Source organism: Dyadobacter sp. UC 10, from assembly GCF_008369915.1.
GTDB lineage: Bacteria > Bacteroidota > Bacteroidia > Cytophagales > Spirosomataceae > Dyadobacter.
This window is the reverse complement of the sequence record NZ_VSRN01000001.1, coordinates 6097113-6111541: the sequence shown is the minus strand read 5'-3', so window position 1 is coordinate 6111541 and position 14429 is coordinate 6097113. Positions and strand designations below refer to the sequence as shown.

General features: G+C 45.3%; 10 protein-coding genes. 4 read left to right on the top strand and 6 right to left on the bottom strand.

Going from position 1 to position 14429, the window contains the following annotated elements:
- Positions 1-48: 48 nt before the first annotated feature.
- The 4 genes from FXO21_RS25320 to FXO21_RS25305 form a co-directional block, all read right to left on the bottom strand.
- The gene (locus FXO21_RS25320) at positions 49-1119 is read right to left on the bottom strand and encodes a dipeptidase (RefSeq protein ID WP_149642700.1); all 1071 of its coding nucleotides are present in this window, start codon (positions 1117-1119) and stop codon (positions 49-51) included.
- An 18-nt stretch (positions 1120-1137) separates the two neighbouring features.
- A complete protein-coding gene (locus FXO21_RS25315) occupies positions 1138-2247 on the bottom strand; it encodes a D-TA family PLP-dependent enzyme (RefSeq protein WP_149642699.1) in 1110 nt (369 codons plus the stop codon).
- 59 nt (positions 2248-2306) lie between these two features.
- Positions 2307-2783 (bottom strand): RidA family protein, encoded by a 477-nt coding sequence (locus FXO21_RS25310; protein WP_149642698.1) that lies wholly within the window; start codon positions 2781-2783, stop codon positions 2307-2309.
- Positions 2784-3024: 241 nt separating this feature from the next.
- Positions 3025-4329 (bottom strand): GntT/GntP/DsdX family permease, encoded by a 1305-nt coding sequence (locus tag FXO21_RS25305; RefSeq protein ID WP_149642697.1) that lies wholly within the window; start codon positions 4327-4329, stop codon positions 3025-3027.
- Positions 4330-4612: 283 nt separating this feature from the next.
- On the opposite strand from FXO21_RS25305, the gene gyrA reads away from it, so the two are divergent.
- The 4 genes from gyrA (at position 4613) to FXO21_RS25285 (ending at position 12584) form a co-directional block, all read left to right on the top strand.
- Positions 4613-7228 carry a DNA gyrase subunit A gene (gyrA, locus tag FXO21_RS25300; protein ID WP_149642696.1) on the top strand — a complete coding sequence of 872 codons (2616 nt, stop codon included), beginning with the start codon at positions 4613-4615 and terminating at the stop codon, positions 7226-7228.
- 73 nt (positions 7229-7301) lie between these two features.
- Positions 7302-8765 carry a tetratricopeptide repeat protein gene (locus tag FXO21_RS25295; protein ID WP_149642695.1) on the top strand — a complete coding sequence of 488 codons (1464 nt, stop codon included), beginning with the start codon at positions 7302-7304 and terminating at the stop codon, positions 8763-8765.
- A 198-nt stretch (positions 8766-8963) separates the two neighbouring features.
- Entirely contained in the window at positions 8964-11297 is a 2334-nt protein-coding gene (locus FXO21_RS25290) for a CotH kinase family protein (protein ID WP_149642694.1), read from the top strand.
- A gap of 333 nt (positions 11298-11630) precedes the next feature.
- Positions 11631-12584 (top strand): DKNYY domain-containing protein, encoded by a 954-nt coding sequence (locus FXO21_RS25285; RefSeq protein WP_149642693.1) that lies wholly within the window; start codon positions 11631-11633, stop codon positions 12582-12584.
- Between the two features lie 22 nt (positions 12585-12606).
- Here the strand turns inward: FXO21_RS25285 and FXO21_RS25280 are convergent, their stop codons facing one another.
- Entirely contained in the window at positions 12607-13476 is an 870-nt protein-coding gene (locus FXO21_RS25280) for a hydroxypyruvate isomerase family protein (protein WP_149642692.1), read from the bottom strand.
- Positions 13477-13497: 21 nt separating this feature from the next.
- Positions 13498-14394 carry a hydroxypyruvate isomerase family protein gene (locus tag FXO21_RS25275; protein ID WP_149642691.1) on the bottom strand — a complete coding sequence of 299 codons (897 nt, stop codon included), beginning with the start codon at positions 14392-14394 and terminating at the stop codon, positions 13498-13500.
- Between the last annotated feature and the right edge of the window lie 35 nt (positions 14395-14429).

Here is a 14429-nt window from a genome sequence, read left to right as displayed (position 1 = left end):
AGAAAATATTAGATTTTATAAATTCCCTCTAATCTGCATTTAAAAGTGTCAGGCCCAGGCGGAATTCAGAAATTTCACCCAGTTTTTCCACATTATTTTTTCGATATCACCAACCGAATAACCACGGGAGGAGAGTAGTGATGGGATTGTCTGAAGGTCTGCAATCGAATCAAGATCACCGGGCGACTGTTCTTTTCCGTAGGCTCCATCCAGGTCCGAACCAATACCAACATGATCTGCATTACCGGCTAACTGGCAGATATGGTCGATATGCCGGATAATGTGTTCGATTTTCAGGCCGGTACTTTCCGGGGTTGATTGACCGCGAACCCAGCCAGGGATCATCATCCACGCATCGAAAGCCATCCCGATCACCGCATTTCTTTCGAGCAGGGTTTTAATCATTTCATCCGAAAACTGCCGGTTATGCGGTGTTATCGCACGGACCAGGTTATGGCTCGCCCAAACGGGTCCCTTATAAATATCCATTGCTTCCCAAAATGCAGTATCACACAGGTGGGTCGCATCCAGGATCATATTCAGGTTGTCCATCTCGCGGAGCAGATCTTTGCCTTTCTGCGATAAAGGCGCATCCGAATCAGTACCGTATGCGTAAATCCCCGGCCCGTAGTGGGCAGGACCGATGGCGCGCAGGCCGTAGCCATAGGCGATTTCAAGATTTTTCAGGCTGATGAAAGAGTCGGCACCTTCCAGGCTTAGTATGTATCCCATCGGCAGATTTGCTGTGGATTCAGCGTTTTGCCACATAGCGAGGTGGCTGTTCAAATGATCAAGCGTTGTGATCTGTGTCATTTCGCCTGCTTCTTCCATTGCCTTGTACCAGGCAATTTGCGCCTGACTTTGTGCCCAGGCTTGGGCCTGAGAATGCCAGCCGGGTATTTTGCTGTCTGGCTTCACGAAACGGGCAATTTGTGTGGCTACACAAATTCCAATATTGCCTTTGCGCATTTCAGGAAAACTGACGACGCCTTTTCCGCGGTCGGGTTTGTCTGTCATGTTGCTTTCCCGCTCTCTGATGGAATAAAGCTCCTGGGTCAGGTCACGGTTCCATTCCACTGCATTCATGGAAAGGTCAAGGTGTGCGTCAAATAAAAACATTTTATTGATTGATGTGGGTTATATAGTCAGTCTTCTGTTGCGGGCAACAATTTTCCACTCGGTTTTAACGTCGCCATTTTCCACAACCGTCGCAAAATCGTGCAGTGCAACGCTGGGGCAAATGTGGTAGGGTAGTGCGTAAAGAACATCCCCGATATTGACATTTTCCCAAACCTCGGGAGAAACCTGCAATACACCGTGCTCCTCGCTTTGCCCGGTTAAAGTGTAGCTATTCAGGTTGAGGAGGCGAAAGCGGTTTTCAATGGGATTTTCGGCGGCAATTGCTTTATGGCCCAGGTCAATGGTCACTATTCCGGTGGCAGGTTTCGAAACTACGCGGGTTAATATCAGTGCAGCATGTTCGAAGGGCTGGCCATCAAAGCGGTCGCCATAACCCGAATCCCAGAGTACATTCGTTCCCGGGCTGAGAAGCACGTTGTCACGCATCGCGTGCACGGTAAAAGAAGGAGATCCGCCGGCAATAATCACCGGTTCGCTGCCAATATCATTTTTCACAAAATCGATCAGCGGAAGAACCGTGTTGAATGCTTCGTCTGAGGCAGTTTTCCGATCCGGGAATTCAGGGTTGCGGATGTGGCCGTCATAGATATGAAGACCACCGAATTCAATATGTGATAAAGTACTCACATATCTGTAAAGGGAAAGTAATGTTACATCCGTCGGATGTCCTGACCGGTTCATACCATTGTTTACATCTATGAAAACAGAAGCTTTCAGGCCTGCGGACAATGCAGCCTCATTCAATTCATCGGCAGATTTTTCATTATCTACCAGTGATGAAAATACCACGTATGGGAACACTTCTTTCAACCGGAATAACCTGGCAACATTCGGTCCGACCAACTGGTAAGAGATCAGGATCCATTTGGCACCGGCATTAGCGAGCATTTCCGCTTCCGCTATGGTGGCACATTTGAACTTGCTGATTCCCTGTTCGAGCTGGATCGCAACAATTTCCGCACACTTATGGGTTTTGATATGTGGCACCAGCCTGTTCGCATCACCTGCCACATTGATCATGCTGGTGACATTATGCCGTATCCTGTCCTCGTAGAAAAGCAGGGATGGCGAGATTACCTCTTCGGGTTTGTTAAGTTGATACCACATGGATTAATGAGTGAATGACTGAATGATTGAATGACCGTTATTCAATCATTCAAAATTGTTTACTTCTCTTCCAGCTCAAACATCGCCTCAATCTCCACCGGGATATTGTCAGGCAGGCTTCCCATCCCGACCGCGCTTCTTACGCCTATCCCGTTTTCTTCTCCCCAAACTTTTGCAAACAGTTCACTGCATCCGTTGATAATGAATGGATGTTTCTCAAAATCCGGTGTGCAGTTAACAAGTCCTAAAACCTTAATGACTCTTTTGACGCGGTTCAGGCTGCCCAGGTTTGCTTTCAGGGTAGCAAGAATTGCCAGTCCTACCTGCCGGGCGGCCAGTTTACCCTGGTCGGCATCCATTTGGCTTCCGATGCGGCCAATGATCAGTGAGCCATCGTCCTGTACGGTACCATGGCCGGATACGTATACCCAGCGTTTGTCGACGATTAGGATCGGTTTGTAAACGCCAACCGGTTTGGGGGCGGGAGGAAGGTTCAGGCCAAGGGCTGCAAAGTTTGATTCCGGCGTATTTTCCATAGTGTTGAAATTATCCGTTCGTTGAAACGAACGGGTATTGATTGGATTAAGGTTAATTATTTGTTCGTTGAAACGAACGGGTATTGATGAATTGATGTAAAATTCTGTTCGTTGAAACGAACGGGTGGATTCAATCATAAAACTGCCAATCTCGCCGCCCGGTCAATACCCGTCCGTTTCAACGGACGGACGTGCCCGCCTGCCATGGGATTGAAGTGCCTGCCCTCGCTGCAAAACGTGGTCAGACGATCAAATTTAGCACCAAAACGCCCAGTAATCCCATTATAGAGACAATTGTTTCCATAATTGACCAGGTAAGGATTGTCTCTTTGATGCTAAGATTAAAGTATTCCTTAAAAAGCCAGAAACCACCGTCGTTGAGGTGGGAGAACATTAAACTACCTGAACCAATGGCCAGTACGATCAGTTCGGGAGCTACCGGAGCACTGACGAGGAGTGGCGAAAGTATGCCAACAGTGGTAAGCCCTGCGACAGTCGCTGAGCCGACGCAAACGCGGATAACCGCCGCAATTCCCCAGCTAAGAAGCAGTGGAGATATATCGATGCCCGCCAGACTTTCTGCAATGTAGGTGCTTACGCCGCTGGCTGTCATGATTTCTTTGAAAACACCGGCACCGGCAATGATCAGTAAAATCACCGAAACGCCTTTGAATGCTTCTTCCATTGATTTACTGATCCCTTTCATGTTCATACCCCGCCGGACACCCAGCGCATAGGCTGCGAAAAGGACAGAAACCAGCATGCCGAAATAGGGTTCGGCCAGTAATCCGATTATCTTGTTGTCCGGATAAATGCGCTTGATCCCCGACATCACTGTGAGCAGAAATACGGGAAGCAAGGCTGTAATTACACTTATGCCTAATCCCGGAAGTTCGGCTGTGGGCCTTGGCGTTACATTAAACAGATCTTCGTCCGGCTTGGGTCGGAATCTTTTCAAAGTACTGCCGAAAAGTGGCCCGGCCACTGCAATCGCAGGCAGCGATACAATGATACCATACATTAAAGTTTTCCCAAGATCCGCCTGCAACTGGCTGGCGATCGCAGCGGGAGAAGGGTGGGGCGGTAAGTATCCGTGCGCAACCGATAGTGCAGAAAGCATTGGAATTCCTACATATAGTAAAGGAAGACGGGCGGTAGCACTGATCATAAATATCAACGGGATCACGATCACGAAGCCTGCATTATAGAATAGCGGAATACCGATCACGAATCCGGCCAGTGCCATTCCCCATTGAATATACTTTTGTCCGAATAAACTGATTAATGCGTCTGTGATCCGCTGCGCGGCACCGCTGTCGGCAACCAACTTACCCAGCATCGCACCGAAACCGACAATAAGAACAAGGTCACCCAGTGTGCCGCCCACGCCTTTCTGAATTGCGGTACTGACAGTAGCTACATCCAGGCCGCTCGCCAGGCCCAGCCCGATAGAGACCAGCAGGAAGGATATGAACGTATCAATTTTTAACCAGGCAATCAGTGCGATAAGTGCCAGGATCGCAATAAAAGTAAGTAATAAGGGCATAATTGAAATGGTAGGAAAGTAAGCTTAGCGTAATAAGGTGGAAGAAAGAGATTTTTAATGATAGATGCCAATTTAGTTTTAAATGAAGCAGTTTTTGGCATAAATGACAGCATATCATGCATATAGAAGAGGCTCGCCCAAATAGCATAAAAGATAGTTGCTAGAATGCTTTAAAATCGCGAAATTTGACTTTTTGCAAACGGTAATATTGTATTAATTCACTGAGTAGTTGAATATTTTCAATCTCTCATTTTAACTAATTTCGATTCTTTTCTAACACTTTATGGCAGAATCTTCTGGTGAAAACATTATCCCGATTAATATTGAGGATGAAATGCGTGGGGCTTACATTGACTATTCGATGTCCGTCATTATCTCGCGCGCATTGCCCGACGTCCGCGATGGCTTGAAACCGGTTCACAGGCGGGTTCTCTACGGAATGTCGGACCTGGGTGTGAATTACAACCGCGCTCACAAAAAGTCAGCTCGTATAGTAGGGGAGGTTTTAGGTAAGTATCACCCGCATGGTGATTCATCAGTATATAACACCATGGTGCGGATGGCCCAGCCGTGGTCGCTGCGGTATCCGCTGGTTGACGGCCAGGGTAACTTCGGATCGGTTGACGGCGATAATCCGGCGGCGATGCGTTATACAGAGGCCCGTCTTAAAAGAATTGCTGACGAGCTTTTAAATGACCTGGGAAAAGATACAGTTGATTTCCAGCCTAACTTTGATGATTCGCTGAATGAGCCTTCGGTTCTTCCCGCGAAATTTCCTAACCTGCTCGTAAACGGATCTTCCGGTATTGCGGTAGGTATGGCCACCAATATGGCGCCTCACAATCTTTCCGAGGTGATAGATGGGGTGCTGGCTTACATTGACGATAACGAAATTACCATTCCGCAGTTGATGGAGCATATCAAGGCTCCCGATTTCCCAACAGGTGGTATTATATATGGTTACAATGGTGTGCGTTCTGCCATGGAAACTGGTCGGGGCAGCATTATTATGCGTTCCAAGGCTAGTTTTGAAGTTTCGAAAACCGGCCGCGAACAGATTATCGTTACCGAGATTCCTTACATGACGAACAAAGCGGCGATGATCGAAAGGATCGCGGCTTTGATCAACGATAAAAAACTGGATGGCATCTCTGATATCCGTGACGAATCGGACAGGGACGGGATGCGCATTGTTTTTGATCTGAAAAAAGATGCGATACCTAATATCGTATTGAACCATTTGTTCAAATACACGCCTTTGCAAAGTTCTTTTGGGGTAAATAACGTGGCGCTGGTAAAAGGCCGCCCGGTATTGCTGAACCTGAAAGACCTGATCAAGCATTATGTAGATCACCGGATTGTAGTCATTACCCGCCGGACAGAATACGAACTGAGAGAAGCTGAAAAGCGTGCGCATATTCTTGAAGGTTTGATTATCGCACTGGATAATCTGGACGCGGTTATCTCGTTGATCCGGAGCTCCCGAGATCCTGAAACTGCGAAAAACGGCTTAATGGAGCAGTTTGCATTGAGCGAAATTCAGGCAAAGGCAATCCTTGAAATGCGTTTGCAGCGCTTGACAGGTCTGGAAAGAGATAAGATTGTCAAGGAATATGATGAGATTATGCTTTTGATCGCCGATTTACGCGACATTCTTGCCAATGAATATCGTAAGTACGAGATCATCAAAACTGAATTGGGAGAGATCAAGGAACGGTACGGCGACGAGCGGAGAACCAAGATTGAGTTTGCAGCAGAAGAATTCAGCGATGAGGACATGATCCCTGATGATGAAATGCTGATTACGATTTCAAATGAAGGTTATATTAAAAGGACTCCTTTGTCGGAATATCGTACGCAAACCAGAGGAGGGGTAGGTTCGCGCGGAGTTAAAACCAAGGATACAGACTTTACGGAACACCTTTTCTCAGCTACCATGCTGAACTATCTGTTGATATTTACCGAATACGGTAAGTTGTTCTGGATGAAGGTTTATGAAGTTCCGGAAGGAAGTAAAACTTCGAAGGGCCGACCGATCCAGAATCTGATCAGTCTGGAAAACGGTGATTCGATTCGTTCAGTAATTAATGTGCGAACATTAACAGATGAGGATTATATCAACAATAATTACCTCATTATGTGTACTCAGCAGGGCACCATTAAGAAAACTTTGCTGGAAGCATATTCCCGCCCGCGTGCAAATGGTATCATTGCCATCTCAATTAATGAAGGAGACAGGCTGCTAAATGTAGCGCTTACAAATGGTGACAACGATATTGTAATTGCGTCTAGTGCCGGCCGTGCGGTACGTTTCAATGAAAAGGGAGTGCGTCCGATGGGTAGAACGGCGGCTGGTGTGCGTGGTATTAACCTGAATGATCCTGAAAATAAGGTAATCGGTATGGTTTGTATCAACAGGGAAGACGCGCAGCTGCTGGTTGTTTCTGAAAACGGTTTTGGAAAGCGCTCTGATATAGCTAGTTACCGCATTACAAATCGGGGTGGAAAAGGAGTTTCCACCATGAATGCGACCGATAAGGTCGGTAAGCTGGTAGCAATACGGGAAGTTACCGAGCAGGATGATCTGATGATCATTACCAGAAATGGTATTGCTATCAGGATGAGCGTTTTGGACATTCGGCTGGCCGGAAGAAACACGCAGGGTGTGAAATTGATCCGACTGAACAATTCTGACGAGATTACCTCGGTGACCCGAATCCTGAAAGACCCGGACGAAAAGGCCGAGGAGCTTGATGAAGAGGGCAACGTAATCGTAATGCCTTTGTCGGAAGCAATTGAAACCGGCGAGATTGAACTGAGCGATGAAGACGGTGATGAGGATGTGATCGAGGAGGATGAGGAAGACGAAAATGATGCTCCTGATGAACCAGAGGCATGATTTTTGTAAAATTTATTTTAATTGATTTATATTTAGCATTCGAACAACCAATCACAATCAAAGTAAATATTTTATGAAAAGACTGATTTTTGTATCTGCACTAAGCCTTTTCAGCTTCGCAGCATTTTCGCAGGACGACGCTGTCAACAAGGCTCTGGTAGACGGATTTCGAAAGGATAAAGAGAAAAGCGATAAAGATGTAAGCGATCCAAAGGCAAGTGCAAAAGCTTCATTTTGGATGGAACGCGCCAAACTTTACGAAAACATCGCTTCCCAGGCTTCTGAGGTTGACTCTAGTGCAGCAAAAACTGCTATGGAAGCTTACAAGAAGGTAGTCGAGCTTGACGTGACCAAAAAGGGAGAGCCGGGAAAATCTTCGAAAGAAGCTACCAGCGCGCTTACGGCAGGAGAGGGTACACAGCTTTTCAATGCCTTCGTAAAACAAGGTGCCGAAAAATATCAGGCTAAAAACTTGAACGGTGCATTGGAAATGTTCACAATGGCGCAGGATATCAATAAAAAAGATACACTCGCTTCTTTGTACGGTGGTATCGCAGCGCAACAGCTTGATAAGAAGGAAGAAGCTAAGAAATCCTTTGAAGCTTATGCAGCGAACGGTGGTAAAGATCCAAGCGTTTTTTACGGACTGGCTCAATTGTACCGTGCGGAAAACAATTTCGATAAAGCAATCGAAACGCTTAATACCGGTTTGAAACAGGCTCCAAACAACAAAGACCTGAAAGCGGAGATCGTTAACATCTTGTTAGCTTCGGGAAAAGAGGAGCAGGCAATTCAGGAACTTGAAGCACTGGCGCAATCTGATCCCAAGAATACGCAAAACATCGTTAATCTGGCTATTTTGTATGATAACATGCAGCGCACGGCTAACGATAAGATCAAGCAGATTTCGACCAAAATGGGAGCTGGAAGTAATTCTGTTGCTACCATGACGAAGAACCTGGAAAGCGAGAAAGGGAAAATTGAAGTTTACGACGGCGAGGTAAAGCGTATCAGCGGGCTAATTAAAAAGCAGCCAAAAAACGCCGATTTGAAACGCCAGCTAGCCGACGTGAATGCGAAGAAAAAAGAGACGCTTGAAGCTATTGCCAAAATGGAAGGCGAAGTAAGCGCTGCCCAGGCCGCTGCCAAAGGAAATGATACCGCAGCGATGGAGAAAGAACTTGCAGACCTGAAAGCCAAACAAGCTGATGCAAGCGCGAAAGCGATGGCTAACTATAAGAAAGTTCTGGAAATTGATCCGGCAAACTACGATGCACTCTTCAACCTTGGCGTATTCTACTTCAATGAGGCGGTTATACTGAAAGGTGAAGTTGACAACATGAACATGACTGATTACCAGGCAAAAGGTAAAGAAATCGAAGGTCGTGTGTGTGGCAAATTCAAAAAGGCAAAACCATATTTTGAAAAAGCAATTCAGGCGAAGGACGAAGCGGAAGCAAAAGAAACGCTTGGAATTGTTAACGGAGTGTTGGAGCAATTTGCCAGCAAAAATGTTGCTTGTGTTGAGGAGCAATAGTCAGAAATAGTTTTAATAACTTATTTAGGAGAGTGCTGATTTCAGCGCTCTCTTTTTTTGCTCAATTTTACCATTTAATAAATACTATTTTTCCTTTAAACAATTCAACAATTAGAATTTTTACCTTTAACAGCTAATGCTAAGACATTTGCGAGTTAATTAAAGCATTGCCGTGCTCACTAGTCAATTCCACCCGCCATGGTCTGTCGATTTGTAGTTATTACAATTTCCATTTTGGCCGCAGCAGGCCCGGTATTTTCTCAATCGCTTTCAAGCAATCTGCCAATTGTCGTCATTAATTCCGACTTTGAGATTGTAGATGAGCCTAAGGTAGGAGCGGGGATGAAGATAATATACAATGGTCCGGGGCAAATAAATAACTACTCCGACATTACGAATCCCGCCAGCTTAAACTATGACGGAAGAATAGCAATCGAAATACGTGGCTCAAGCTCGCAGGCATCGCCAAAAAAATCGTACGGTTTTGAAACCAGGCAAAGCGACAATGTGAATAACAGAAATGTGTCCCTGCTTGGAATGCCTAGTGAAAATGACTGGATTTTGAATGGGCTAATCTTTGACCCAAGTTTGATGCACGACTATCTGGCATATGCCATGTTTCGTAACGCAGGACATTATGCGTCACGCACGGTCTACTGCGAAGTTTTTGTGAATTCAGAGTATCGCGGCATTTATATGCTGCAGGAAAAGATCAAAGTCGACGGGAATAGGGTAGACCTAGTGGACCTGGAAATAACTGATAATGCAACTCCCAATATAACAGGTGGTTACATTATTAAAGCGGACAAGACGACCGGGGGAGACCCCGTAGCATTCGTCATGAACGGAAACAATTTGAATGGATACAACGAGACTATTGATTTTATTCACGATACGCCGGAGCCAGGTGTCATCACGGGACAACAGGGTGCTTATATTGAGTCAGTCTTTCGGGATCTGGAAAGTAAAACGGACGCAAATAATGCTTCCGTAACCGACGGTTTTCCCTCAATTGTTGATATTCCGACTTTTCTGGACTATATGCTCGTCAGTGAAATCGGCAGCAGCATTGACGCTTATAAATACAGTACATTTTTCCATAAGGACCGGAATGGCAAATTGCGAGTAGGGCCGGTCTGGGATTTCAATTATGGCTTCGGTATCGTGGGAGGGGAAATCGATGCTCGTTCCAGAGTTACTGACTGGCAATTTGAAAATGGGAGTAATGAAGGCCCCCGGTTTTTCAGACAAATGTTTTACAATCCCGAGTATCGGTGCTACCTCTCAAAAAGATGGAATACGCTTACTCAGGCAGGCATGCCGTTAAATATCAACGTTTTACATAATGAAATTGAATCAGTCAAAAGTATCATTACAGCCGCTGCTGCAAGGGACGAAGCGCGCTGGCATACAATAGGAAACTTTGACAATCGGATTATTTATCTGAAGCAATTCATTCAGGACAGAAGTACGTGGATGACGAATAATCTCGGTCCGTTCGCTGGCTGTGCTAATCCTTCCATGCCCCAGCTGGTGATCAATGAAATCATGTACAACTCTCCGGCAGGCCCCGCCGGTGTGAGTAACGATCTGGAATTTATTGAGATCAAAAATCAGGGGAGCAGCCGGGTCAATTTATCGGGTTTGTATTTCGCTGGGTTGGGTCTGAGTTACCAGTTTCCCGCCAATTCCACGGTTGACGCGGGTGGTTTTGTAGTGATCGCCAGTAATACGTCCGCTTTCGCCACCAAATATGGATTTCAGCCTTTTGGGCAATTTACCAGAAACCTGTCAAATAGATCGCAAAGACTGTTACTTTCAGACGCATTCGGAAATATAATCGACGATGTAACATACTCGGATACAGCGCCATGGCCAACGTCCGCAGATGGTGGTGGTAAATCCCTTGAATTGAAAACACCGCTCTATGATAATACCAATGCTGCAAACTGGGCCGTAAGATCTTCGGCCGGCGGTAGTCCAGGCACCGACAACTTTGGCGCCTTGCCAGTAAACTTCATCAGCTTCCATGCATTCATGGAAAACGATAGGGTTACATTGCTCTGGAAAGTAACTGAGGAAATGGATGTTGCGCATTATGCTGTTGAAGCAGCGAGGGACGGCAAACATTTTGAACAACTGGGTGAGCTCGACGCCGGGAGGAAAGCGGAATATATGTTTACACACCAAGCAGTTACAGCCGGCAGGACTTATTACCGGTTGAAATCCATAGATACCGACGGGTCATTTGCTTACAGCAAAATAATTATCGTCCGCCGGGATCTGGCAGAACAAATAAATATCTATCCAAATCCGGCGACTGACAAAATAACGTTTGACCTGAGCGGAAGCTGGCGTAACGGTGCGATGGTTGAATTGATTTCACTTAACGGACAGAAACTCAGATTTTTGAATATTGCTGAGGGACAGACCGGACAGCTGAGTGTCGCGACTCTGCCGACGGGTAAATATATCTTACAGTTTAGAAGACTGAATGATATCGTATCAAAACTGATACATGTCGTAAGATAGGGAAAGACTAGCAATCACATTGCTAGTCTAGAAATCTATTTAACATAATATAAATTATACAACAATTGTAACTATTTTAGTCCTCCTTAGATTTAAGTATTCCCGTCTATGGTTCAGATCTAATGTTTTATTCAATTCTCAGCGCCCGGAATAGCTGCTAAAACTTATTCAGAACCTTGACTATCAGTATGAATCCGTGAGTTTATGGTATTAATAAATCGTGTATAACTTTTGCAATTTGCTAGTAATCAAACTCCGAAACCACCGCGAGCTAGCTGTAAGCCCCGAGAAAAAGATACTTTTTGGCATTTTATGCCAACTTTGAGAATTTAAATGCCAAATCAGGAAACGAATATGGTTAATAACCGTCCAGTCGCAAAGATCTTTACAATTATGAGCCTATTAGGGATTTTGTCGAGCATATTCTCTTGCTCAGACAGCAAGTCCGGATTCAAGCCCGGCACTCTCACTTCCCGCGGATACTATGTGAAAAATGGAAAAGCATATTTTTATGGCGGGTTCTCTAATGCCTCTCTAAGTGAACTGATCGAAGCAGACGCGAGCAAATTTGAAGTCTTCGATCAGCGATTTCCAGGGAACGAATATGCAGCCGAATATGCTGGTGATAGAAAAGTTGTATACTTTGCCGGTCGGCTCATAAAAGGTGCAGATTCCAAAACGTTCCAGGTTCTGGAATACGGCTTAGCAAAAGATATCAACTCCGTGTATCACCTGCATTCGATTCTTTCAAATGATCCTGCGAACTTCACTAAAATCGAAGGTGGATTTTACAAAGACAGCAAGCACGTCTACCTCGGCGACCACATCGTTTCAGATGATCCTGAAAATTTGAAATATCTCGGGCAGCACGGTTACATTGAATATTTCAGAGATTCAAAAGGAATCATAGCAAATGACATTCGGATTGACTCCGCAGATGTGAGTTCTTTTGTTCCGCTCAGTCACGGATATTCAAAAGACAAATCGCAGGTATTTCTGCTCAGCGATTCCCGACTTGAAAAAGTTGAGAACGCTGATTCCCAATCCTTCCAGGTTTTGTCGGGGTATTATACAAAGGATTTTGCCAAAGTATTCTGGCGCGGTAAAGAATTGAGAAATGCCAATCCAACCACATTCAAAATTATCAGCGAAGAATTTCACTGCAGCTGTGATAACCGGCAGATTTATTTCCGGGACAAAATAATTCCCGGTGCAGATCCTGGAAAGATCGACACCGGGAAACGTTTGAAGTATTGTAACGAAAGTGAAATCGTATTTGAAGATTAACCCGCTCTCCCGCTCAACTCTTTCAGGCAATATCACATATTTCCACGCATTGCTTTAAACTTGCAAGCGGCTCTCTTTTTGGTATAAACTCCTGCGCAACGAAGCCTTTGAAACCCGTATCCGCGATCGCCTTCATGATCGCCGGATAATATAGCTCCTGTCCTTCGTCGATCTCATTTCTTCCAGGCACGCCGCCCGTGTGGTAATGTCCAATGTATTTATGATATTTATTGATCGTAGCGATCACGTCGCCTTCCATGATCGACATGTGGTAGATATCATAAAGCAACTTAAAGTGCTCAGAGCCAACCATTTCGCAAAGTCCCGCGCCCCAGGCTGTGTGGTCGCACATATAATCCTTATGATTGACTTTGCTATTGAGCAGTTCCATGATCATCGTAATGCCGTACTTCTCAGCAGAAGGCATTAACCGTCTCAATCCGATCGCACAATTCCGCATGCCATCATAGTCCGACATCCCGCGGCGGTTACCCGAAAAGCAGATCACTGTAGAGTAACCGGCTTCTTTTAATTTTGGAAAAAGGTCTTCGTAACTTTTCACAAGTTCATCATGCAAGGCCGGATCATTGAAGCCTTTTTCAATTCCCATTCCTGCGCCATTTGGCAATGCACAAGTGAGTCCGTATTTTTTCAAAGTCGGCCAGTCTTCCGGGCCGAGTAGCTCGATCGAGGTAATTCCGATCTTTTTGCATTCCTGTGCAAATGTGTCCAGCGGAATTTTGCTGTAACACCATTTACAGACCGAGTGATTGATCTTTCCTTTTAATTGCGGGCCTAATGCTTTTTCGGTTGCGGCGAAAACTTCAGATATCGAAAGCACACCGGCTGTACCGGCGGCAATATTTTTTAATGCGTTACGTCTGGTTGACATATGGTTGATATTTGGGGTAAATCAGGCGATATCACAAATGGTAACTCCTTGTTTCAACGAAGCAAGATCATCGTTTCGGCTTGGAACAAATTCCTGTCCGACAAAACCTTTGTAACCGGTTTCCACAATTGCTTTCATAATCGTGGGATAATACAGCTCCTGCGTTTCGTCAATTTCGTGCCGGCCCGGAACGCCGCCAGTGTGGTAATGCGCGATGTATTTGTGATACTTTTTGATGGTCGCGATTACATCACCTTCCTGGATTTGCATATGATAAATATCGTATAGCAATTTAAATTTTTCAGAACCGACCATATCGCAAAGGCCTGCCCCCCACTCCGTCCGGTCGCACATGTAGTCACGGTGGTTGACTTTGCTATTGAGCAATTCCATTACCAGCGTTACATTATGCTTCTCGCAAAGCGGGATCAGCTTCTTTATTCCCACTGCACAATTGCGCATTCCATCCACGTCAGACATGCCGCGGCGGTTGCCCGAAAAGCATATGATCTTATCATAACCCGCAGCCTGCACTTTGGGTATCACATCTTCAAAACCTTTGACAAGCTCGTCGTGGTTGGCAGGATCGTTAAAACCCTTTTCGATATTTCTTGTCAATCCTTCACCCCATGGCAGCGCGCAGGTTAGGCCATATTTTTTAATTACCGGCCATTCTTTCGGCCCAAGAAGTTCAATGGAGGTCAAACCAATCTTCTTACATTCTTCGGCAAATGTTTCCAGCGGGATTTTGCTGTAACACCACTTGCAGACTGAATGATTAATCTTTCCATTCAGTTTTGGGCCGAGTGCATTTTTAGAATCAGAAAATGCCTTTGATAAAGAAGTGGTAAAGGGTACAATACCTGCACCCAGGGCCAGGTTTTTCAAAGCTTTTCTTCTGCCTGAAATCTTATTCATTGCAAGATTTAAATAAATGATTTTGCTCAAAAAAA

Excerpts from the sequence above, each read along its gene's own strand:
- FXO21_RS25290 (WP_149642694.1), top strand. The coding sequence starts at position 8,964 with ATGGTCTGTCGATTTGTAGTTATTACAATTTCCATTTTGGCCGCAGCA.
- FXO21_RS25295 (WP_149642695.1), top strand. The coding sequence starts at position 7,302 with ATGAAAAGACTGATTTTTGTATCTGCACTAAGCCTTTTCAGCTTCGCA.
- gyrA (WP_149642696.1), top strand. The coding sequence starts at position 4,613 with ATGGCAGAATCTTCTGGTGAAAACATTATCCCGATTAATATTGAGGAT.
- FXO21_RS25320 (WP_149642700.1), bottom strand. The coding sequence starts at position 1,119 with ATGTTTTTATTTGACGCACACCTTGACCTTTCCATGAATGCAGTGGAA.
- FXO21_RS25275 (WP_149642691.1), bottom strand. The coding sequence starts at position 14,394 with ATGAATAAGATTTCAGGCAGAAGAAAAGCTTTGAAAAACCTGGCCCTG.
- FXO21_RS25310 (WP_149642698.1), bottom strand. The coding sequence starts at position 2,783 with ATGGAAAATACGCCGGAATCAAACTTTGCAGCCCTTGGCCTGAACCTT.
- FXO21_RS25305 (WP_149642697.1), bottom strand. The coding sequence starts at position 4,329 with ATGCCCTTATTACTTACTTTTATTGCGATCCTGGCACTTATCGCACTG.
- FXO21_RS25285 (WP_149642693.1), top strand. The coding sequence starts at position 11,631 with ATGCCAAATCAGGAAACGAATATGGTTAATAACCGTCCAGTCGCAAAG.
- FXO21_RS25280 (WP_149642692.1), bottom strand. The coding sequence starts at position 13,476 with ATGTCAACCAGACGTAACGCATTAAAAAATATTGCCGCCGGTACAGCC.
- FXO21_RS25315 (WP_149642699.1), bottom strand. The coding sequence starts at position 2,247 with ATGTGGTATCAACTTAACAAACCCGAAGAGGTAATCTCGCCATCCCTG.